This is a genomic window from Polaromonas vacuolata (assembly GCF_012584515.1).
In the GTDB taxonomy this organism is placed as follows: domain Bacteria; phylum Pseudomonadota; class Gammaproteobacteria; order Burkholderiales; family Burkholderiaceae_C; genus Polaromonas; species Polaromonas vacuolata.
In genome coordinates, this window is record NZ_CP051461.1 from 3,598,846 (window position 1) to 3,620,525 (window position 21,680).

The window sequence follows — 21,680 nt, forward strand, 5'->3', positions numbered from 1 at the left end:
ATGCTAAATGTACAACGTCGTTCCGATGTTCTCGCGGTACTGCTGGTCACACTACTTCTAGCTATAGTGCTGCCCGCATGGCTAGACTCATTTCGTTTAAATCTGATCGGAAAGTACCTCACATTCGGTTTCGTAGCAGTTGGCATAGTCCTGACCTGGGGGTATGGTGGTGTGCTCAGCTTAGGTCAGGGCATGTTCTTCGGCATGGGTGGCTACATGATGGCAATGTTTCTGAAGCTGGAGGCATCAGCGCCGGAGTTGCCCGACTTCATGGTTTGGAGCAGTGTCGAGCAACTCCCAGCCTGGTGGCAACCGTTTCACTCTATGGGGTGGACATTGCTCGCCATTTTGTTGATCCCTGCGGTGATTGCTTATGTATTTTCTTACGCCATCTTTCGCAAGCGCGTAAGCGGTGTTTACTTTGCAATTGTGACTCTGTCACTCGCACTTACCCTCACTGTGGTGGTGGTAGGTCAGCAAGGTGGTACTGGTGGTGCCAACGGCATCACCGACTTTCGTACGCTATTGGGTTGGGACATACTAAGTAATACGGCTAAAAAAACGATGTACTTTATCGAAGTTGCAGCGATAGTCTTAGTGATGGTGCTCTCTCTGGCCATCGTACGCAGCCGATTCGGCAAGATTTTGATTGCAATAAGAGACCGTGAAGACCGTGTGCGTTTCAGCGGCTACGACACGGCTCATATGAAAGCCTTTGTGTTTGCAGTTGCAGCTGTCCTTTCGTCTATCGGCGGTGCGTTTTACAGCTTGCAAGTCGGACTAATCGCACCCAGCGTGATCGGTGTAGTCACTTCAGTAGAGATGGTCATTTATGCAGCGGTCGGTGGTCGATTATCGATCCCGGGAGCAGTCGTCGGGGCTTTACTAATCGGTTTTCTGAAGTCGTATCTGTCAGAGATGTTTCCTGAAAGCTGGCTTTATTTTCTCGGTGCAGTTTTTATACTTGTGGTCTGGGTTATGCCTAATGGACTCGCAGGTTTGACTGATCACCTGCCATGGCAACGCAAAGCACGGGCTGCACGATCATGAGCGCATTGATGAATTCCCAGTCTGTCGCTCAACCGAAAAAGGCGGACGACGTGCCACCTTATCTGAGCAGCTCCGCTATGTTGCCTATTCCTGAACAAGTCTTGCTGGTGGAAGAACTCACGGTGTCCTTTGATGGTTTCAAGGCGGTTGATGCATTGAGTCTTTCGGTTGAACGCAACGAGCTACGCGTAATCATCGGTCCAAATGGCGCAGGTAAAACAACGCTACTTGACATGATTTGTGGCAAAACCAAACCAACGAAGGGTCGTGTATTGTTCAAGGGCCTTGATTTGACCCGCATGAGCGAGCATCAAATCGTACGCGCTGGTGTTGGACGGAAATTCCAGACTCCGTCTGTGTATGAAGATCTTACGGTGTTTGAGAACTTCGAAATTTCGTTGCCAAAAATGCATGGTTTGTTTCAGTCACTTACCTTTCGCCGAACCCCTGAGGCGCGCGAGCGCATCCACAAGATGGCCGGCGAGGTGTATCTGAGCGATCAGCTAAGCAGACGCGCTGGTCAGCTCAGTCATGGGCAAAAGCAATGGTTAGAAATTGGCATGTTGCTAATGCAGGAACCTGAACTTTTACTGTTGGACGAGCCGGTGGCGGGCATGAGCCCGCGCGAACGTGAACAAACCGGCGATTTGCTCAACCGAATTGCTCAAGGCAAATCGGTTGTCGTGATCGAACACGACATGGATTTTGTCAAGCGCATTGCTCACAAGGTTACGGTGTTGCATCAGGGCAAGATGCTCAGCGAAGGCACCGCCACCGAAGTCCAATCCGACCAACGCGTTATTGATGTTTATCTTGGTCATTGAAAGAAAGCCCTGCCATGTTTGAAGTATCACAACTCAACGTCGCTTACAGTGAATCCCATGTGATTCATGATGTTTCACTGGTGGTTGGCGCCAACGACTCTGTTGCCGTGATGGGACGAAACGGTATGGGCAAAACGACTTTACTTAAGTCGTTGATTGGATTGCTGCCTACGCGTTCCGGCAGCATTCGCCTAAACGGTCATGAATTGGCCGGCCTGCCCAGCTACGAGCGCGTGAAGCAGGGACTGGCCTTTGTGCCTCAGGGGCGCATGGTGTTTCCCTTACTGACAGTAGAGCAAAATATTCTTACGGGCGCCGAGCACTCAGGCCACCGCACTGTACCCGATTACCTTTACCATTTTTTCCCGGTGCTTCAAGATATGAAATACCGCAAGGGCGGTAACTTATCGGGTGGTCAGCAACAGATGCTAGCCATCGCACGCGCGCTAATCTCAGATCCCAAGGTCTTGATCCTTGACGAACCAACCGAAGGCCTCCAGCCTTCGATCATCAAGGAACTGGCTCAAACGCTCAACGTGCTGCGCGCGGAGCGCGGCTTCGCCATCGTCATATCCGAGCAGGTACTGAGCTTTGCGCTCGACTTGGCGGACCGGTTTCTAGTCATTGACCGTGGGCGCATAGTGCACGACGAGTTGCGCGCCGGCCTTGATCAGGAGAAGGTCAGGTCTTTCCTGACCGTTTGAAATCGCACTCACCCTATCAACCATAGAAACTTAAGTGGAGACAAAATGACCAAGGTAAATTCGAATGATATCGACCTGACTGAATTGACTGTTGAGCAGGTTCAGGCGGGTTTCGCCAGCGGCACCTTTAACTCAGAACAGCTGACCGAGGCTTATCTGAAGCGCATCGCAGAATTCAATCCAGCATATAACGCGATCATCTTTTTCAATGAAAAAGCAGTTGAAGAAGCCCGGGCAATCGACAAGCGCCGTGCTGCCGGCGAAAAACTCGGGCCTCTCGCGGGCGTTCCGGTCGTCGTGAAGGAAGCGATGGATATGAAGGGTTTTCCGACTACGGGCGGCTGGTCACTTCTTTACAGCAAAACCGGTGGCGTCGACCTGTTACCAGAGACCGACTCTCCTGTAGTGGCTCGGATGCGCAAAGCCGATACTGTGATCCTGGGTAAGACCAACATTCCGGTGCTCAGCCACACTGGCTCGCATGCTAACGGTAGCTGGGCTGGCTCTACTTACAATTCGGCTGGCCGCGAGTTTCTTCCCGGTGGCAGCAGCGCTGGGACTGCAACTGCAGTTGGCGCTAATTTCTGTGTGCTCGGTTTGGCGGAAGAAACCGCTGGCTCGATCCAAAACCCTGCCTCGGCTCAAGGACTTGTGGGAATAAAACCGACCTTTGCGCTCGTTCCCAACGCCGGTGTCTTTCCGCTTTCTAGCCTTCGTGACGTTGTTGGTCCCATCGCACGGTGCGTGCGAGACGCAGCATTGACGCTGGACGCACTGGCCGGATTCTCGATGGAGGATCCCAAGACGACCGCAAGCATAGGAAAACTTCCGAAAGGCGGCTACACGTCGAAACTAAATAAGGACGCGCTGAAGGGCAAGCGCATTGGCCTCTATGGACCGGGCTGGCGTGCCTCGACATTTGCGGAGGAGACGAAAGGACTATATAAACGTTCACAGGAAGAACTAAGAAAACTCGGAGCAGACCTTATTGAGGATCCCTTCGCCAATTCCGGATTCATGGAACTACGTAAAGCTGTCTTGCCAGGGGCAGAGTTCGACGCACGTGGTATGGAATCAATTGCTTATGACATTCAAAAATATCTCGAACGCATGGGTTCGAGTGTCGCTCTGAAAACATTCGCCGAATTTGCTAAGGCAACGCAAAAAGAGGATGCGTTCGGGCCAGAGGGAACATTGAGTTATATGAGTCATATGCCCGCGTTCGTCGAATCAGCTAAGTCTCCTTCCACCCCCACGGATATGACATTGTTCATCGCTCTGAGAGAACTCTACCTAAATACATTCAATACAGTTTTCGACAAGCATGGGCTTGATGCGGTCATTTATCCACAAATGCGTGGCCCTTTAGGTCCGCTTCACGGTGACGAAACAATCGATGGGATGGTAGTCAGTGAGGTAAATATTGCAGGTCTTCCAGCGGTAACCATTCCAGCAGGCAACTACGCCTCCGGCGCTCCGTTCAACCTCGTTATCGTTGCGCGGCAGTGGAACGAAGCCGACATGCTTGCTATCGCGTACGCCTACGAACAGGGAACAAAGTACCGTAAGGCGACGGAACTCAAAAAAAATTAATAAGTTTCTTGTAACCAACGGGTTCCGTGCTGGCTCACGAGATTGAAGCAGATCCGTTTGGCTGGCCGTCTTTGAAACGCAGTCCGTGTATGCGTTGGACCGGCCAGCTCCTTTGTCCAGACAGTTTGAGTCTCAATCACCTAAAAGAGCAAGGTCATGAAAATATGGTGATGTCTCATTCAGCAGAAGTTGGTGTGAAGGTCATCAACTGCAAGATAATGCGACTGCACCTCAAGGTCGAAGTCTGCTTTGAGCAGTTGATCAAGTCCGGAGCGATGTCTGCATTGGTATCCGGTGCTCAGGTCGCTTTTTTGCGAATGCGTGAATTCTTATGCATTGACACTGCAACTCGGCAAGCCTGGGGACATCGAAGTGCACCACCTACTTTATCTAATCGAATACGCTCGCGTAGCCGTACTGTAAGCCTACAAAACCAATATGCGCAGCTCCAGTGTCAGAGTAGATGCAGACGAGAAGAAGTCTACTCAAAGCATTTTCGGCTAATCCAACTAGCGTATCGCGTTCAATCCAAGCAGTCTGCCCAACCAATTACGGCGCGCTTGCACGCAACTCACATCAAACTGAGATAAGGTCTTGAAAATGACATTAATATCGATAATGAAAAAATCTATCGGGAAAAGGCGACATCGTGGCTAACAAGGATCCTATTCGCGTCGGCATTCTGTACTCAGAAACGGGCGTCACTTCGACAATTGGGCTGTCGCAACTGCAGGGCGCTCTTCTGGGCATTGAGGAAATCAACGAGGCCGGAGGGATCGATGGACGCGAGTTGGTGGCCGTTCGCTACGATCCTCAATCCACGCCCTCGCGATACGCCGAACTGGCCGAGAGACTAATTGTGCAAGATGGCGTCAATGTAATTTTTGGATGCTACATGTCTAGTAGTCGCAAAGCGGTTATACCCGTGATTGAAAAATGGAACAAGCTACTGTTTTATCCCACTCTGTATGAGGGATTCGAATATTCGAGCAACGTCATTTATACAGGGGCTGCACCCAACCAAAACAGCGTTCAGCTTGCCGAGTTCATGACTTCTAACTTTGGTTGCCGTGTGTACCTGATTGGTTCAGACTACATCTATCCTTATGAGTCGAACCGTATCATGGGCGAATTGGTCCAGCAACGACAAGGCAGAGAGAAACTTGCGGAGCGATACATGCCGCTCAATGCGACAGAGAAGGACTTTGTCGAAGTCATGGCCGACATTCACAACAAGAAACCAGACTTCATCTTTTCGACCGTGGTCGGCGAGTCCACTGCAGCGTTGTACCGAGCCTATTCCGATGCCGGGTTTGATCCCAAGACTATGCCTATTGCCAGCTTAACGACTTCAGAAGCAGAGATTTCTCAAATGGAGCGCGGCATGGCAACTGGTCACTACACTTCTGCGCCTTACTTCCAGTCCATCCAGTCAGAGGTCAATCTCCGATGTCTCGCGCGGCTGCGCCAACGTTTTGACGGATTCAGCGTACCCAATCTTTGCTGGGAGGCATCCTATTTCCAGATGCATATTTTTGCGAACGCATTGCGCCGCTCCGGTAATGAAGGCATTGCTCAACTTATTCCGCATATTTTGGGTAGCGAATTTGACGCTCCCCAAGGGCGCATCAAAATCGATCCTGCAAACCATCACACTTGCTTATACCCCCGCATTGGACGCGTCGATGCAGAGGGTCAATTCACGATTGTGCGCCAAGCGACACGCTCGGTTTACCCTGATCCTTATTTGGTCACGCATTCACTGGGTGACTGGGCTGCCAAACTAGAAACGTTGGAGCACTGATGAGCGACAGTAGTGCTACGCGCAGCACATTGCGGGTGACGCCTCCGCAACTCAAAGAGCTACGTGCACTCAAAATTATTGTGATTCATCCTGATGATGCGGACGGCATGCAGTTGACTCAGCAGCTACAACGCATCGGTTGCCAGGTGCAAGCTTTCTGGCCTCCCGTACAGATTTTACCTACGGGCATCGACATCGTCTTCATGGCCGTGCGGCCCGACACCATTGGTTTGCGATTTGAATGGATACAGAGTGAAGATGCTCCGACCGTGATTGCAGTAGTGACATATGAAAATCCAACGATTATTGACGCTGTTCTAGCCTTAGGTGCTCAGGCAGTTCTACCTTCGCCGGTTCGTTCATTTGGATTATTAACAGCATTGGTTCTCGCTCGCGAAACCCACAAGGAAAATCGGTCATTGACACGCCGATTACGCAAGGTAGAAGCTAAACTGCTTGGGGCTCGGCATTTATCAGAGGCAAAAACAATTCTAATGAAAACGCACAACGTTTCCGAATCGCAAGCCTACGATCTAATTCGTGATCAAGCCATGAGCAAGCGCACAACAATAGAAGACGTCGCCGCGGCTATCGTTCATGCTAGTGAAGTTTTGTCACTTGGCAGGCGGTGAGCCTGTTGATAAAGTAATAAAAAAGATATAAAAAGGCAGGAAAAACTTCAACTCGATAAATGTCGAACGACATATTAATATAGTTCGAAGCAACTTCAGACCTAGCTAACTTACTAAGAAGCATAGCCTTATAAAAGAAGTTGATACAAATTTTTAAAATCGAATGAGCCTTACAAGCCAATGTTTAAATGCATGCGGATACGATTTTAATAAAAAAATCTATGTGCTCAAAGATTACCCACTTAGTTTGCTCTCGAGTTGCGAAGTATTCACCGTAAATAGCTTGCTTTTTCAGCGTAGCAAAAAAGACTCTACTAAGGCTTCATTCCAACAATTTTCTATCCTACTCATGCCGCGGATTCAAGTCTGAAGTGCAACTTTGAAATTAACCGTACGGGTGGGTGAGATGTGAGAGCATCCAAGCTTCCCGACTACCAAGTCAAAGTTGACCAGAATGATTTACACACACCTCACCCGTGACGAACGTTACCAGATTGCAATCCTCGTCAAAGCAAACTTCAATCAAAGTGAAATTGCAAAAATGATGGACCGTGATAAATCGAGCATCAGCCGTGAGTTGCGTCGTAACCGCGGTCTACGAGGCTATCGCCCTAAGCAGGCAAATGACAAAGCCCAAGAACGTAGACTTGCCTGCGCCAATAGTCCTAGAGTTGCTGACTCGACATGGGCTGTAGTGGAGGAAAAGTTGGCTGAGGCTTGGAGCCCCGAGCAAATCAGCGGCCACCTCGAAGCTAGCCACCAACCCGGTGTTAGCTATGAGAGCATTTACCAGTACATCTACGCTGACAAACGCGCGGGCGGCACCTTGCATAAAACACTGCGTTGCCAGAAGACGCGAAAAAAACGCAGCAGTGGCCGTGAACGGCGCGGCACCATCTCTCACCAGGTCTCAATAGAACTGCGACCCGACATCGTGCTTGAGCGTGCGCGCTTTGGCGACTGGGAGGCTGATCTGGTGATTGGTGCCGGGCAGAAGCAAGCACTAGTGACGATTAATGAGCGTGTCTCTCGCTATTCAATAATTTTCCACGTGCCATTCAAAACAGCGCAAGCCGTAGGGGACGCGTTAATCACTTTACTCAAACCGTTCGCTCATTGCGTGCACACTCTCACGACTGATAACGGCAAGGAATTTGCCCAGCATGAACGAATAGCTTCTGCGCTGAGTGCAGATTTCTTTTTCGCCCATCCATACGCCTCGTGGGAGCGTGGGGCGAACGAGAATATGAACGGTTTGATTCGCCAGTTTTTCCCAAAGGGGATGCGCTTTAATTGCATCACCGACGATGACATTGCTTTAGCGATGCACAGGCTCAATCATCGTCCTAGAAAATGTTTAGGGTATCGAACGCCGCATCAGGTTTTTATGGAACAGTTAGAGTCCTATCAGCATACGGTTGCACTTCAAGCTTGAATCCGCCTGCGTTAAACAAGCCATTTTTCCCTGAATATTTTCAGTATGCATTTGACACGTGTCGCGAGCCTAGCGCAGTTCACATATAAGCGTCAGCGCTGATTGAATTCAGCACCCCCAGTGGCTCAGTTTTTGGTCAGCGCTAACACTTTGCTACAGTTGCTCTGGTACAAAGACACTGGAAAAACCAACGGCATTATCTACTTACTCAGACTACGGTAGTCGAGTCCGCTTGAAGGCCGGTTCAAGTCGGCAAGACTCGAACGTCTTTGCGGCGTACGACGCGACACTGGCGTAAATGCAGGTAAAACCGGATGTACGACTTTGCTCCGCCCTAAGCGTAAATCTTCAAGGTACTCAGCCCACGTCTGCATCATCTCAACCCGTAGTTTGATGAACTCTGTGCGGTTGTATGCCGTCCCGTTAGCGTCCTTCACAGCATGTGCCAGTTGCGCCTCAACCACGGACTCTGGGATTTGCAGCATCTCCACAATCAGCGTTCGCGCTGTGGCCCTAAAGCCATGAGCAGTTGTCTGGCTTGACGAATAGCCCATGAGCCGCATAGCCTTGTTCAAGGTATTTTCAGACATGAATCGGCCCGGACGCCCTTCTGCCGGAAATACCTGTCCGGTATCGCCAGTTTTTGCGAATAACTTTTCAAGCACCGCTACCGCCTGCGTAGCCAGCGGCACAAGATGCGGTTGGCCGTTGTGTTTTTGATCTTTGGTTCGCTTCATGCGGATGGACGGTATGTACCACAAGCCGTGGTCCAGATCGAATTCCTCCCATCGCGCCAACCGAAGTTCACCGGGTCGGACCATCAGCATGGGTGCTAGCTGCAACGCAGATCGAACAACGAATGTTCCTGCATATTGTTCAATGGCCTTGAGTAAATCGGCCAATTCATCAGGTTTAGTGATGGCTGGAAAATGCCGCACAGGGGGTCGCTTGAGAGCATCACGGATATCTTGGCACGGGTCGCGTAAGTCGGCCCCTTCAGCAATCGCGAACCGGAAAACCGACGAGCAATGCTCGCGCAGACGGTGAGCAGTCTCAAGCCTATCGTTAGCCTCGACAGCCCTACAGGCGTCCAAAATCATTTTCGGCGTGATCGTCTCCAGCGGCTTGCCGCCAAAGCGAGGCATGCCGTGAAGTTCAAGGCGCCGGATGACTTTGGAACTGTAGCTATCGACCCATTGGTCTTTTTTGACGGCAAACCAGCGCCTGGCCACCGCCTCAAAGCTTCCTTCAGGCGCAAGGCCCGCATTAGCCCGTTTTTCGGTCTCGATGGATGCCAGTTGTACAGACCTGATCTGTCGACGCTCTTGCGACGGATTCAGACCACCTGCAAGGGTGGCTCTGGCCTTTGCCGACTTTTGCCGGGCCATGACCAGATCAACATCGGGATGGACGCCAAGACTTAAGGTCTTGCGCCTGCCCTCATGTGTGTAATCTAGCCGCCAATAATGCGTATCGCCACTTGCGAAGGGAAGCAGATAAAGCCCCCCACCGTCGTTGAGCCGTTTGGCCCCACGTTTAAGCGCGTGAATAACGCGCTCGCCCTTAATCAATTCCAGTGCCATTGCCTGACTCCATTGCAACACGCGTCCCGGTCGGGTCGAGGTGATGCGGCGAATCTGCTGTGCCTAATGCTGTAAAAAAAGTTACTGCAAAAGTTACTGCATATTGACTGCAAAAAGCGTTGGTTTTGGGCTGTTGGACCGGATCGCAACAGACAACAAAAAAGCCCTAAGTTATTGAAAACAAAGGGCTTTTTTGGTTTTCATGACGCTTTGAAAAATCATGAAAAAATCAGTATGGTGGCCTGGGGCGGAATCGAACCACCGACACAAGGATTTTCAATCCTCTGCTCTACCGACTGAGCTACCGGGCCAAGCCTCAGAGTATATATCACCCAAGAGGGCTTCCTGAGCAAAAAGCCATAAAAACCTAAACGATCTTAGGCAACGCTGCGTTTTCCGCGCGAAAGGTCTACGCCTAGTTGTTTGAGCTTGCGGTAAAGGTGGGTGCGCTCTAGACCGGTTTTTTCTGCGACGCGAGTCATTGAGCCGCCTTCCTTGGCCAAATGAAACTCGAAATAGGCTTTTTCGAACTCGTCGCGGGCATCGCGCAAAGGCTTTTCCAACACGAAGCTTTGGGTGGCCTGCGGGCCTAGGTCTATGACCGGGGGCAACGCAATACTCATTAAGGCGGTGTCCGCCATCACGTCGGAAGGCCGCACAACTGTGCCTAGTGGCACTACTTTGCGGCCTATGGAGCGGCTCAAGCCTTGCTCGACAGCTTTTAGCAGTTTTTGTAGCGTGATCGGCTTTTCTAGAAATGCCAACGCACCTATCTTGGTGGCCTCTACTGCCGTGTCTATGGTGGCGTGGCCGCTCATCATGATGACGGGCATGGTCAGCAGTCCACTGGCCGACCATTCCTTCAGCAAGGTGACGCCGTCGGTGTCGGGCATCCAGATGTCTAGCAAGACCAAGTCTGGCTTCATACGAAGGCGGGCGGCTCTGGCTTGGGCTGCGTTTTCAGCGCTCTCTACCTGATGACCTTCATCGTTAAGAATTTCTGACAGTAGGTCGCGAATACCTAACTCGTCATCGACCACCAAAATATTTGCCATGATTTAATTAATGCTCTCAAAACTGGTATTTGTACTAAATAAATGCCTACAAATGTTGCCAAATGTATATCTAAACTACGACAGCAAAAGACAATGATACTTGAGCGCCCCGCACCTGCCCATCTTCAACGCGGTTAGAAATGTCTATGCGCGCCCTATGCTCGTCAGCAATTTTCTTTACTACCGCCAGCCCCAGTCCCGTGCCTTTGACTTTAGTCGTTACATAGGGCTCAAAAGCGCGCTTGAGAATGTACTCTGGAAAGCCGGTTCCGCGATCTCGCACCGATAAGCGCACACGCCGTGTAGCGGCAATAAAATCGGTTTTGATGGTGACCTTGCCGTCGGGTTTCCCCTCATGCGCATCCTGTGCATTTTGTAGCAAATTGTGAATGACTTGACGCAACTGCTGCTCATCTCCGAGCACTTCAGGCGCTTGCTCATCGAGCTCACAGAACACTGGCACCAAGGCGTTTTCAGAGCCGTATAAACACAATACGTCGTTGATCAAGGCGTTCAGGTTGACCGGCTTTAGCTCAGCAGCAGGCAAGCGTGCGTAGTCGCGAAACTCATTGACCAAGCGCTTCATGGCGTCGACCTGATCGACTATGGTTTTGACCGACTTGGTCAGCAGTGCCTGCTCAGGCTCGCCCAGCTTGCCGGTGAGTTTCATCTCCAGCCGTTCAGCCGAGAGTTGGATTGGGGTGAGTGGATTTTTGATCTCGTGCGCCAGCCGCCGTGCGACCTCGCCCCAGGCTTGGGCGCGTTGGGCTGAGACCATTTCTGAGACATCGTCAAAAACCAGTAAATACTCTTCAGCACCCGGCATTTTTGCGCCGCGTGCAATTAGCGTAGTGGCGGTGTCTTGCGCACCCAGCGCAGCGGCATTGAGCTCAAACGATTGTTGCCACTGCTCTTGGCCGTGGGTTGCACCATCTACCAAATAGTCGCGGCGAAAGTTTTCAAACTGCTGCTGAACTTCTCGGGCAAACGACTCTAGCCCAGCGACCTCGCCCAGCAACTGGCCGTGATGGGCTGCTAGCGGCAGGCGCAATATGCGGGTAGCGCCAGGATTGCTGGAATGAATCCGGCCAGCGGCGTCCAGTACGATGACGCCAGCTGTGAGGTTATCCAGTATGGTTTGCAAATTCACTCGCGCAGCATCGACTTGGCTCATGCTTTGCTGCACTGCCGTGCGGGCGTCAGCCAGCTGCTGCGTCATGTCGGCAAAAGAGCGGGTCAGCCCGCCTAGCTCATCGCGGCCCGCCAACACCGCTTTGGGCGTGAGGTCGCCACTGGTCACCTGGCGCACGCCTTCGGCCAGCAGCAATAGCGGTTTGGCCAGTTGATTTCCCAAAATGACGGCTAACAATACCGCACCAAACACCGCCAAGAAAAGACTGAGCGTGAGTGTGCCTATATACATTTTTCGCAGACCACCACGGGCTAAGGCGCGCTCTTGGTATTCGCGGTTGGCCTCTTGCACAGCGATGGCATTGGCGACCAGAGTGGGTGGAATATTGACTGTGATTTGCAAAAATCGCGTCTCACCCAATAGGCCAACATTCGGATTATTGACCACGGCCAGCGCTTTAATACGCGCAGGCGTGGCGATGCTGGGCGGCGCAAAAACGCCGCTGGCGAGCTCTCCAATGCCGCTAGAAGTCATCTCGTCCAGCCCCTCTATCTGGGTGACGACGCGCTGCAAACGCGCGGCACGAAACTGCTGCGTGGCGGGTCGCTCGGGGTTGATAGTGAAACGCGACGCACCGACGCTAGAGATGACTTGGCCGGAGGCTGACCACAGCACCAGATCGCTGGCTGAGAGCTGGTCGCGCAGGCGCTCTAGCGTTAAACCGACAGAAGCATCGGGAAGTTCAGCAATCTGCGTGGCCGCCTGACGCGTCTTGCTGGATAAATCGAGCGCCATTTGGTCTAGCGTAGCCCGACCCAGATTCAGGCCAGCGTCCAGCGCGCCTTCGACCTTGACGTCAAACCAACTTTCAATCGAGCGCGAAACAAACTGATAAGACACCACATAAATCATCAAGCCGGGAGCCAGACCCACTAGCGCAAAAATCGCCGCTAGTTTTAGCAGCAGCCGACTGCCAAAGCGGCCGCGACGCAAACGAAACAGCAAGCGCAGCACAATCCAGCCAATCACCAACAGCAGCAAAGCAGCGACGACGACGTTGAGAATGAGCAAGCGCTCGTAATTGCGCTCGTAAAGCTCGCGGTTGCCCGTCGCTTGGGTCAATAAAAACATCAACACCAAGCCTAAAGCCACTACTGCACCGACCCCTACGCCTACAGTCCAACGAAAAGCGCGGCTGTTTTTGATGGGCGGATTGTGAGGCTCGCTCACGGCGTAGCCTTGGATTTATCTATCACTGGCGGGCGAATGCGCTCTAACTGCAGGCGTTCGCTGGCGCTAACTGAAATCGTCCAGTCTTTTTGTCCGGCCACACCGATCTGAAAAGGTCTTGGCAGCTGGGACAAATCGAGTTGAAAGCTAAAGTTCAGCTTGTGCGGCAAATCTGGATTAATTTCACTGATGTCAGCGATGCGCCAACGCGCTAAGCGCTGCACCGCAGCCAAGGCTTCAGGCAAGCTGTCGTAGTTCTGATTCAAAGTGGCGCGTAAACCAGTGGAACTCTCCACCAGACCGGTGACGATATTGACGCGAAAGCGCCGGGTCAGCGGCTGAAAGGCTAGGCGTATGGTGCGGGTTGCGCCTGCGACGCGCCGGTCGGTCCAATACCAGCGGTCGCGATAGATGTCGGCCTCGACCAGAAACAACATAGGAATGCCTTTCAAGAGGGCATCCTCAACCGCCAGCGGCAATTCAAAATTCACCAACGCAGACAGGTAGATGCCGTCGTCGGCGCTTTCAACCTTGAGTTGACTTAGCTCTGCGGCCCTAAGGAGGTGCGCGCTGAACAGCACACACAGCAGCAGGGGCAACAGCCAGAAAATGCGCAGGCGTCGCACCAGCAGATCAACTCTGACGTTTTTCAAGTGCTGCGTAATAAAAGCCATCATGTTCACGCATTAAATTGTCCAACATAGCAGTGCCAACAGCGCTAGTTTGCGGCAGTAAATGACCTGGTGAGGGCATTAACTGTGCATCAGTGTGGCGTGAGACAAACGTTTGCACTTGACTCTGACCCTCAGCGCGGAAAACCGAGCAAGTGCAGTAGACCAGTCGGCCACCGGGTTTGAGCAAAGGCCAGAGAGATTCGAGCAACTGGGTCTGAATACTGGCGAGTTGACCTATGTCTGTAGGCCGGCGCAACCAGCGCACATCGGGGTGACGCCGCACTATGCCAGAGGCGGTGCAAGGCGCGTCCAGCAAAATCGCGTCAAAAGCGTGGCCATCCCACCAAGCTCTTGGCCGGGCCGCATCGCCAATGACTATTTTTGCCGTCAAACCCAGCCGTGCTAAATTGTGGGCCACGCGTTCACAGCGGCGTGCATCAATGTCTAGTGCCACTACGTCAGCATCGGCCAGTTCCAGCAAATGCGCCGTTTTACCGCCAGGCGCCGCGCAGGCGTCCAAGATACGTAGCCGCGGCTGACCGGGTAATGCAGCCTTCAGTCCCGGCTGTCCGCCCTCTGGCCCACCTTCTGGCAAGCCTTCGAGAAGCAGCGGTGCGGCCATCTGGGCAGCAGCGTCTTGAACCGAAAACCAGCCCAGATCAAAGCCTGGCAATGACGGCACAGACTGGGCGTTAGCCAGCACAATGCCGGCTTGACCGACGGCTGTGGCCTCAATGCCCGCATCATGTAGCACTTGCAGATAAGCAGCTTGGGTGGTTTTACGCACGTTGATACGCAAGATTAATGGTGCCCGGGTGTTGTTGGCGCGCAGTATGTCTTGCCACTGGTTGGGATGGTCTAGTCGCACCCGGTCTATCCACCACTGCGGATGATTCCAGACGGCTTGGGGATTGCGCTCGGTCACTGCAACCAGCGCTGCCTGCTCGCGCAGGAATCTGCGCAAACAACCATTAATAAAACTCGCTTGATGCTTGGTCGCGTCGCTGCGCTTGGCCGCTTCTACGGCTTGATCGACCAAGGTGTAAGCGGTGTAGGCTGGACCGTCGTGTGGCGCGCCATCAACTTGCCAAGCTAACGCCAGCACCACGCAAAGCAGTGCGTCGGCTTCTGGCGGTGGTGGTCGGCTGACCAGTTGCATGCGCAGCGCCTCAGCGCGGCCTAGCCAACGCAGAGTATGAAAGCCCAGCGATTGCACGCCAGGCCGTAGCTGGCTGTCCACATCTTCCAGCGCAGCCGTCAGCGACTGCCCGTCTCGCACTGCCATCAAAAGGGAGGCTGCGCCTTGTAGCTGGCGCCAGAGGGGAACTTGGGTCGGGTTGTCTTGCATAAATTTCGAAGAAGGCCAGCCCTTTTAATGGTCAGGACTGTGGGGTAATAAAGGCTGCCCGAGAACAGGCGGCGTAGGCAACACGAAAGGCTTGGATGATGTTGCCGGCTATGACAGTATTAGACCAGCGTATCAGCCCAAATATTTTTCGCCCAATTGATCGCGTAACTGCCCTCGATCTCACTAGGCTGGCTGCACACCTGGCCAGCGCCAGCAACGGATCTGAATGTTTTCTCGGCCACGATGTATTCGTACACGCTGGCCTCATGAATTCCACGCCGGCCATCCACAAAGCTATAGCAGGTGTCAGTCAGCATAGGGGCAGGATTGATATCCCGTCCAGCCAATTCAGCGACGATGGCGGCGGCGGCCACCTTGCCGTGGTGGTTAGCCATGTGGGCACTTTTAGGCATGGCCGGCGCGACTTGTATTGCGTCACCCAGCACATGCACGTCCTTGGCGACGGTGGACTCAAAGTTTAGAAAATTCACGCCGCACCAACGTTGATTGGCTTGATTATTCAGCCCCGCTTTAATGGCAATGCCGCAGGCGCGCATGGGTGGCAACACATTGAGTACATCGGCTTTTACCGCGTCTTGAAAATCAAAATAGACCATGCCGGTCTTGCCATCGACCGATGACACATTGTGGCTGCAGCGGTAGTCGAGAATGCCAGCGTAGTCTTCAGCCCAGACTTTTTTAAACAGCGCGGCTTTAGAGACCACGTCCGGATTCGCATCCAATATCAAGACCTTGCTGCGCGGTTTTTCGGCTTTGAAGTAAGCCGCCACTAATGAAGCTCGCTCGTACGGGCCAGGTGGACAGCGGTATGGCGCTGGGGGAATGGTAATGGCGTAGACGCCGCCGTCAGGCATGTCAGCGAGTTGCTGGCGCAGCGCTGCGGTTTGCGCGCCAGCCTTCCAAGCATGCAAAATCTGGCCCGAGGCGTTGCCAGCGACCAAGCCCTGTATCGCATCCAACTGCAAGTCAACACCGGGGGACAGCACCAACTTGTCATAGCCTATGCTGACGCCACTGGCCAAGGTGACGGTTTTTTTAGCGCTATCAATCGCACTGACGTAATCACGCACCAGCGTCACGCCGTGGTTTTTACTCAAGCTGGCGAAGGGCATAGTGATGTCAGCCATCTGCCAGCGCCCACCCACCACCAGATTGGACATGGGGCTGGACACAAAGGCCGTTTGTGGCTCAATCAAAACCACCTCAATTTTGTAGCCGCTAAGTAAGCGCACATACTTGGCCGCCGTAGCGCCGCCAAACCCGCCACCAATGACCACAACCGTGGCCTTGGACGGCATTCCGGCGGCAATCACGTTGCCGCCCAAGCCGATCAGAGCGAGGGCAGCAGAAGACTGCAAAAGGGCTCGGCGCCTCAGGCCAGTGGTAGCTAGAAATACAGGGACTGTTTTGGGTTTCATTGGACTTATTTTTTTGTGCAAAGAAGCACGCAGGGCAAAAAATACGCTGGAGCCAGGATAAGGTCAAATTAATGAGCAGAAGCAGAGCAAGCATGAAGGCGAAAAACAGCAGCCAGCGTGTGGTTTGCGATCTGGCCTGAACTTGTCGTTCAAATTCGCACGGCTGATTTAATAAATTAAATTAAAGATTAGTACGAATAGCTTGTCGTTCGGCAGCGCTTTCGGTCTCACGCAACACCAGCGCGGGTGAGAACCTAAACAGTCTTGCCACCAGCACAGCAGGAAACTGAGCTCGGGCGTTGTTGTAATCGAGTACCGCATCGTTATAAGCTTGGCGCGAGAAAGCCACTTTGTTTTCAGTGCTGGCCAGCGCTTCGGAAAGCTCACGGATAGTGGCATCTCCCTTTAATGCGGGATACGACTCAGACACGGCGAAGAACTGACCCAGCTTGCCGTCTAACACTTGCTCGGCCGCCGACAACGCGCTCACGGCTTGGGCATTGGTGGGACGACTACGCACGGCTTCGCTAGCGGTTTTAGCAACATTACGCGCTAACGTGACGGTCTCAAGGGTTTCATTTTCATGCCGCAAGTACTTTTTAGCAGCTTCTACCAAGTGGGGTATTAAGTCATAGCGACGTTTGAATTGAACATCGATCTGCGCAAAAGCGTTGGCGATCGCGTTCTTGAGTCTAACCAAGCGGTTGTAGGCACCGACGACCCAGCAAACCAGCACGACGCAGATGACGAGGAGAGTGATGGATTGAGCTGACACAAGCGCTTTCGTTTTTATATTGAAAACTTAGCTTAGCGGTTTTTAACCCCGACTTGTAGGCAGAGCGATCACAAAAAATCCGTTAGTTAAAACATGCAAAAAAAATGCCCCGCAAGCGGCGAAGCTTGCGGGGCATGGCAGAAGCGGGTTGATCAGACCTGCTTCAAGCGCAGCGCTTGATTACTCAGTCGCTGGGCCTTCGCTCTGTGATTCTGTGACTGCACTGGTTTCCATTTCAGCCGCTTCAGATTCGGAGATGGCGCGGCGCTCGGCGTCGTCCATCAAGTCCTTGGCTTTGCGGGCATCGTGGTAAGCCATGCCGGTACCGGCTGGGATTAAGCGGCCAACGATCACGTTTTCTTTCAAACCGCGCAGCTCGTCGCGCTTGCCCATGATGGCAGCCTCGGTGAGCACGCGAGTGGTTTCCTGGAAGGAAGCCGCAGAAATAAACGAATCCGTTGACAACGAAGCTTTGGTAATACCGAGCAACAAATTGGTATAGGTCGCTGGCAGTTTGTTGGCCGCACGCAATGCATCGTTGTTGTCAAACAGCGATGAACGCTCGACTTGCTCACCGGCGATATAGGTTGAATCACCCACATTGTCGATAACCACACGGCGCAGCATCTGACGAACAATCACTTCAATGTGTTTGTCGTTAATCTTCACGCCTTGCAGGCGGTAAACGTCCTGCACTTCGTCAACGATGTAGCGGGCCAACTCTTCCATGCCGAGCAAACGCAAGATGTCTTGCGGATCGGCCGGGCCGTCCACAATTGACTCGCCCTTGTTCACAACTTGGCCTTCGTGAACCAGAATGTTCTTTTCCTTTGGAACCAAGTCTTCCCAGACCTTGCCTTCAGGATCAGTAATTTGCAAGCGGACCTTGCCCTTGGTTTCCTTACCGAAAGACACGGTACCCGTCATCTCGGCGAGTGTGCCCTTGTCTTTTGGCGTACGGGCTTCGAACAGCTCGGCAACACGCGGTAAACCGCCGGTGATGTCGCGCGTCTTCTGGCCTTCGACAGGGATACGCGCCAGCACTTCGCCAGGGCCAACTTCTTGTCCGTCACGCACCTGAACCAAAGAGCCGATTTGGAAGCCAATCGTCACAGCATGATCGGTGCCCGGGATCTTGACTTCATTGCCAGTTGCATCAATCAGCTTAACCAAAGGACGAATCACCTTGGTTGCACCGCGACGTTTTGGATCGATCACCACCAAGGTAGACAAACCGGTCACATCATCGAGCTGCTTAGCAACTGTCACGCCTTCTTCCACATTCTCGAACAGCACCTTGCCGGCGAACTCGGTAATGATGGGGCGGGTCAATGGGTCCCAGTTAGCCAGAATGGTGCCGGCCTTGATTTGTTGGTCAGCCTTGACCGCCAAAATCGCGCCATACGGCACCTTGTGGCGCTCACGCTCACGGCCATGCTCGTCATGAATGACGATCTCACCGGAACGCGCAATCACCACCAGGTCACCCTTGTTATTGGTCACATAACGCATAGGCACGTTAAAGCCGATCACGCCGTTGGACTTGGCTTCTACGCTGGAAGCAATCGCTGCACGGGAAGCCGCACCGCCGATGTGGAAGGTACGCATGGTTAGCTGCGTGCCTGGCTCACCGATGGACTGGGCCGCAATAATGCCGACCGCTTCACCGATATTGATCAGACCACCACGGCCCAAATCGCGGCCGTAGCAGCTGGCGCACAGACCAAAGCGAGTCTCGCAATTAAGAGCGGTACGAACTTTGATTTCGTCAACGCCGGCCACTTCGAGCACGTCCATCATGTCCTCGTCCAGCATGGTGCCGGCGGGGTATAAAACAGAGCGGTCTTCTGGGTGCAACACGTCTTCGACAACCGTGCGTCCGAGTACGCGGTCGCGCAATGATTCGATCACTTCGCCGCCTTCGACGATGGCGCGCATCACCGAGCCTTCGCTGGTGCCGCAATCGTGCACTGTCACCACCAAGTCCTGCACCACATCGCACAAACGGCGTGTGAGGTAGCCGGAGTTAGCGGTTTTCAGTGCCGTGTCAGCCAGACCCTTACGGGCGCCGTGGGTGGAGATGAAGTACTCCAACACGTTCAGGCCTTCACGGAAGTTGGCGGTAATTGGCGTCTCGATGATGGAGCCGTCAGGCTTGGCCATCAAACCGCGCATACCGGCAACCTGGCGAATCTGCGCAGCAGAGCCGCGAGCGCCAGAGTCGGCCATCATGTAGATGGAGTTGAACGACTCTTGATCGACTTCATTGCCATGACGGTCAATGACTTTTTCTTTCGAGAGCTGGGCCATCATGACCTTGGAGACGTCGTCACCCGACTTGCCCCAAATGTCCACCACCTTGTTGTAGCGCTCGCCGGCGGTCACCAGACCCGAGACATACTGCTGCTCGATCTCTTTGACTTCCTTCTGGGCGCGCGCAATGATGGCGTGCTTTTCAACCGGCACCAACATGTCGTCGATACAGATGGAAATACCCGCCCGGGTTGCTAGGCGGAATCCCGACTGCAGCAACTTATCGGCAAACACCACGGTCTCTTTCAAACCGCACTTGCGGAAAGACACGTTGATGAGTTTGGAGATTTCCTTCTTCTTCAAGGCTTTGTTGATGTTGGAGAAAGGCAGACCTTTTGGCAAGATCTCGGAAAGCAACGCGCGTCCGCCGGTGGTTTCCCACAGCTTGGTCGACGGAATGAATTCCTGCGTTTCTTTGTCCTTGGTCCACTCGGTCAGACGCACGCTGATGCGGGCGTTCAAGTCGAGCTCACCCGCATCAAAAGCGCGGCGCACTTCGCCGGTGTCCGAGAACACCAGGCCTTCGCCCTTGCCGTTGGTACGGTCGCGCGTCGTGTAGTACAAGCCGAGCACAACGTCTTGCGACGGAACAATCGACGGCTCGCCGTTGGCCGGGAACAAGATGTTGTTTGAAGCCAGCATCAAAGTGCGCGCTTCCATCTGTGCTTCCACCGACAGGGGCACGTGAACCGCCATCTGGTCACCGTCAAAGTCGGCGTTAAAGGCCGAGCAAACCAGTGGGTGCAGCTGAATCGCTTTACCTTCGATCAAGATCGGCTCGAAAGCCTGAATACCCAAGCGGTGCAGCGTAGGCGCACGGTTGAGCATGATCGGGTGCTCTTTAATGACTTCTTCAAGAATGTCCCAAACCACTGGCGTGCCGGTTTCGACTTCTTTCTTAGCCGCTTTAATCGTCGTGGCAATGCCGCGCGATTCGAGTTGCGCGAAGATGAAGGGCTTGAACAATTCCAGTGCCATCAGCTTTGGCAAACCGCACTGATGCAATTTGAGCGTAGGGCCCACGGTAATCACTGAACGACCCGAATAATCGACCCGCTTGCCCAACAAATTCTGACGGAAACGACCGGATTTACCCTTGATCATGTCGGCCAAAGATTTCAGTGCGCGCTTGTTGGCGCCGGTCATGGCTTTACCGCGACGACCGTTGTCAAGCAAGGAGTCAACCGCTTCTTGCAGCATGCGCTTTTCATTGCGGGCAATGATTTCAGGCGCTTTTAATTCCAGCAAACGGCGTAGACGGCTGTTGCGGTTAATCACGCGGCGATACAAGTCGTTCAAGTCGGAGGTCGCAAAACGGCCACCGTCTAGCGGCACGAGTGGGCGCAGGTCTGGCGGCAGAACCGGCAGCACGTCGAGCACCATCCAATGCGGCTTGATACCGGACTTTTTGAACGCTTCCATCAACTTCAAACGCTTGGCGTTTTTCTTGATCTTGATTTCGGAGCCGGTCAAGTCGTTGCGCAACTTGTCGATTTCCATGTCGAGGTCTAGACCTTCGAGCAAGTCCTTGATACCTTCAGCGCCCATTTTGGCAACGTACTCGTCACCGTATTCTTTGCGCTTAGCGTCATAGTCGTCTTCGGACATGATGCTGAATTTTTTCAGCGGTGTCATGCCGGGATCGGTCACCACATAGGCTTCAAAGTAGAGCACGCGTTCGATGTCCCGCAGCGTCATGTCCAGCACCATACCCAAGCGCGATGGCAAGGATTTGAGGAACCAGATGTGAGCGCAAGGCGCGGCCAAATCGATGTGACCCATGCGCTCGCGGCGCACTTTGGTCTGTGTGACTTCAACGCCGCACTTCTCGCAGATCACACCGCGATGCTTGAGGCGCTTGTACTTACCGCACAGGCATTCGTAGTCTTTAATAGGGCCAAAAATCTTGGCACAGAAAAGACCGTCGCGCTCTGGCTTGAAGGTACGGTAGTTGATGGTTTCTGGCTTTTTAACTTCGCCAAAAGACCACGAACGGATTTTCTCCGGCGAGGCCATGCCGATTTTGATGGCATCGAAATGCTCATCCGGCGTGAACTGCTTGAACAGGTCGAGTAATGATTTCATGTGT

16 protein-coding genes and 1 tRNA gene are annotated in these 21,680 nt (G+C 53.2%); 7 read left to right on the plus strand and 10 right to left on the minus strand.

Going from position 1 to position 21,680, the window contains the following annotated elements:
- From urtC to HC248_RS16375, 6 genes are all read left to right on the plus strand, one after another.
- Complete coding sequence (urtC, locus tag HC248_RS16350) at nucleotides 1–1,050, plus strand: urea ABC transporter permease subunit UrtC (RefSeq protein ID WP_168923410.1); 1,050 nt, start codon at nucleotides 1–3, stop codon at nucleotides 1,048–1,050.
- A gap of 77 nt (nucleotides 1,051–1,127) precedes the next feature.
- Nucleotides 1,128–1,874: an urea ABC transporter ATP-binding protein UrtD gene (gene urtD / locus HC248_RS16355; RefSeq protein ID WP_168923905.1), complete on the plus strand. Its 747-nt coding sequence runs from the start codon at nucleotides 1,128–1,130 to the stop codon at nucleotides 1,872–1,874.
- Between the two features lie 14 nt (nucleotides 1,875–1,888).
- A complete protein-coding gene (gene urtE / locus HC248_RS16360) occupies nucleotides 1,889–2,578 on the plus strand; it encodes an urea ABC transporter ATP-binding subunit UrtE (protein WP_168923411.1) in 690 nt (229 codons plus the stop codon).
- 45 nt (nucleotides 2,579–2,623) lie between these two features.
- Nucleotides 2,624–4,171, plus strand: a complete 1,548-nt coding sequence (locus tag HC248_RS16365; RefSeq protein WP_168923412.1) for an amidase — start codon at nucleotides 2,624–2,626, stop codon at nucleotides 4,169–4,171.
- 649 nt (nucleotides 4,172–4,820) lie between these two features.
- Nucleotides 4,821–5,975 carry a transporter substrate-binding domain-containing protein gene (locus HC248_RS16370; protein WP_168923413.1) on the plus strand — a complete coding sequence of 385 codons (1,155 nt, stop codon included), beginning with the start codon at nucleotides 4,821–4,823 and terminating at the stop codon, nucleotides 5,973–5,975.
- Nucleotides 5,975–6,607 carry an ANTAR domain-containing response regulator gene (locus HC248_RS16375; RefSeq protein ID WP_168923414.1) on the plus strand — a complete coding sequence of 211 codons (633 nt, stop codon included), beginning with the start codon at nucleotides 5,975–5,977 and terminating at the stop codon, nucleotides 6,605–6,607. The genes HC248_RS16370 and HC248_RS16375 overlap by 1 nt, the downstream gene beginning before the upstream one ends.
- A 184-nt stretch (nucleotides 6,608–6,791) precedes the next feature.
- Here HC248_RS16375 and HC248_RS18030 read toward each other — a convergent pair whose 3' ends face one another.
- Nucleotides 6,792–6,902, minus strand: a complete 111-nt coding sequence (locus HC248_RS18030) for an integrase core domain-containing protein (RefSeq protein ID WP_168923906.1) — start codon at nucleotides 6,900–6,902, stop codon at nucleotides 6,792–6,794.
- A gap of 159 nt (nucleotides 6,903–7,061) precedes the next feature.
- On the opposite strand from HC248_RS18030, the gene HC248_RS16385 reads away from it, so the two are divergent.
- Nucleotides 7,062–8,042, plus strand: coding sequence for an IS30 family transposase (locus tag HC248_RS16385; protein WP_168920864.1), 981 nt, complete (start codon nucleotides 7,062–7,064; stop codon nucleotides 8,040–8,042).
- Nucleotides 8,043–8,242: 200 nt separating this feature from the next.
- On the opposite strand, the gene HC248_RS16390 is transcribed toward HC248_RS16385, so the two are convergent.
- The 9 genes from HC248_RS16390 to rpoC all read right to left on the minus strand — a co-directional run bounded on the left by HC248_RS16390 (nucleotide 8,243) and on the right by rpoC (nucleotide 21,676).
- Nucleotides 8,243–9,625, minus strand: a complete 1,383-nt coding sequence (locus HC248_RS16390) for a tyrosine-type recombinase/integrase (protein WP_168923415.1) — start codon at nucleotides 9,623–9,625, stop codon at nucleotides 8,243–8,245.
- 235 nt (nucleotides 9,626–9,860) lie between these two features.
- Nucleotides 9,861–9,936: transfer RNA gene (locus HC248_RS16395), tRNA-Phe, on the minus strand.
- Between the two features lie 66 nt (nucleotides 9,937–10,002).
- Nucleotides 10,003–10,680 (minus strand): response regulator, encoded by a 678-nt coding sequence (locus tag HC248_RS16400; RefSeq protein ID WP_168923416.1) that lies wholly within the window; start codon nucleotides 10,678–10,680, stop codon nucleotides 10,003–10,005.
- A gap of 70 nt (nucleotides 10,681–10,750) precedes the next feature.
- A complete protein-coding gene (locus HC248_RS16405) occupies nucleotides 10,751–13,042 on the minus strand; it encodes a sensor histidine kinase (protein WP_168923417.1) in 2,292 nt (763 codons plus the stop codon).
- The gene (locus tag HC248_RS16410; protein WP_238342665.1) at nucleotides 13,039–13,719 is read right to left on the minus strand and encodes a DUF4390 domain-containing protein; all 681 of its coding nucleotides are present in this window, start codon (nucleotides 13,717–13,719) and stop codon (nucleotides 13,039–13,041) included. The genes HC248_RS16405 and HC248_RS16410 overlap by 4 nt, the downstream gene beginning before the upstream one ends.
- A complete protein-coding gene (gene rsmB, locus HC248_RS16415) occupies nucleotides 13,676–15,064 on the minus strand; it encodes a 16S rRNA (cytosine(967)-C(5))-methyltransferase RsmB (RefSeq protein WP_168923418.1) in 1,389 nt (462 codons plus the stop codon). The genes HC248_RS16410 and rsmB overlap by 44 nt, the downstream gene beginning before the upstream one ends.
- A gap of 119 nt (nucleotides 15,065–15,183) precedes the next feature.
- Nucleotides 15,184–16,503: an NAD(P)/FAD-dependent oxidoreductase gene (locus HC248_RS16420; RefSeq protein ID WP_168923419.1), complete on the minus strand. Its 1,320-nt coding sequence runs from the start codon at nucleotides 16,501–16,503 to the stop codon at nucleotides 15,184–15,186.
- A 181-nt stretch (nucleotides 16,504–16,684) separates the two neighbouring features.
- Nucleotides 16,685–17,278 (minus strand): LemA family protein, encoded by a 594-nt coding sequence (locus HC248_RS16425; RefSeq protein WP_168923420.1) that lies wholly within the window; start codon nucleotides 17,276–17,278, stop codon nucleotides 16,685–16,687.
- Nucleotides 17,279–17,458: 180 nt separating this feature from the next.
- Nucleotides 17,459–21,676 carry a DNA-directed RNA polymerase subunit beta' gene (gene rpoC, locus HC248_RS16430; RefSeq protein WP_168923421.1) on the minus strand — a complete coding sequence of 1,406 codons (4,218 nt, stop codon included), beginning with the start codon at nucleotides 21,674–21,676 and terminating at the stop codon, nucleotides 17,459–17,461.
- Nucleotides 21,677–21,680: the final 4 nt, after the last annotated feature.

What these genes read in the sequence shown, in the direction of transcription:
- urtC (WP_168923410.1), top strand. Translation starts at nt 1, where the DNA reads ATGCTAAATGTACAACGTCGTTCCGATGTTCTCGCGGTACTGCTGGTC.
- urtD (WP_168923905.1), top strand. Translation starts at nt 1,128, where the DNA reads ATGTTGCCTATTCCTGAACAAGTCTTGCTGGTGGAAGAACTCACGGTG.
- urtE (WP_168923411.1), top strand. Translation starts at nt 1,889, where the DNA reads ATGTTTGAAGTATCACAACTCAACGTCGCTTACAGTGAATCCCATGTG.
- HC248_RS16365 (WP_168923412.1), top strand. Translation starts at nt 2,624, where the DNA reads ATGACCAAGGTAAATTCGAATGATATCGACCTGACTGAATTGACTGTT.
- HC248_RS16375 (WP_168923414.1), top strand. Translation starts at nt 5,975, where the DNA reads ATGAGCGACAGTAGTGCTACGCGCAGCACATTGCGGGTGACGCCTCCG.
- HC248_RS16385 (WP_168920864.1), top strand. Translation starts at nt 7,062, where the DNA reads ATGATTTACACACACCTCACCCGTGACGAACGTTACCAGATTGCAATC.
- HC248_RS16390 (WP_168923415.1), bottom strand. Translation starts at nt 9,625, where the DNA reads ATGGCACTGGAATTGATTAAGGGCGAGCGCGTTATTCACGCGCTTAAA.
- HC248_RS16400 (WP_168923416.1), bottom strand. Translation starts at nt 10,680, where the DNA reads ATGGCAAATATTTTGGTGGTCGATGACGAGTTAGGTATTCGCGACCTA.
- HC248_RS16410 (WP_238342665.1), bottom strand. Translation starts at nt 13,719, where the DNA reads ATGATGGCTTTTATTACGCAGCACTTGAAAAACGTCAGAGTTGATCTG.
- rsmB (WP_168923418.1), bottom strand. Translation starts at nt 15,064, where the DNA reads ATGCAAGACAACCCGACCCAAGTTCCCCTCTGGCGCCAGCTACAAGGC.
- HC248_RS16420 (WP_168923419.1), bottom strand. Translation starts at nt 16,503, where the DNA reads ATGAAACCCAAAACAGTCCCTGTATTTCTAGCTACCACTGGCCTGAGG.
- rpoC (WP_168923421.1), bottom strand. Translation starts at nt 21,676, where the DNA reads ATGAAATCATTACTCGACCTGTTCAAGCAGTTCACGCCGGATGAGCAT.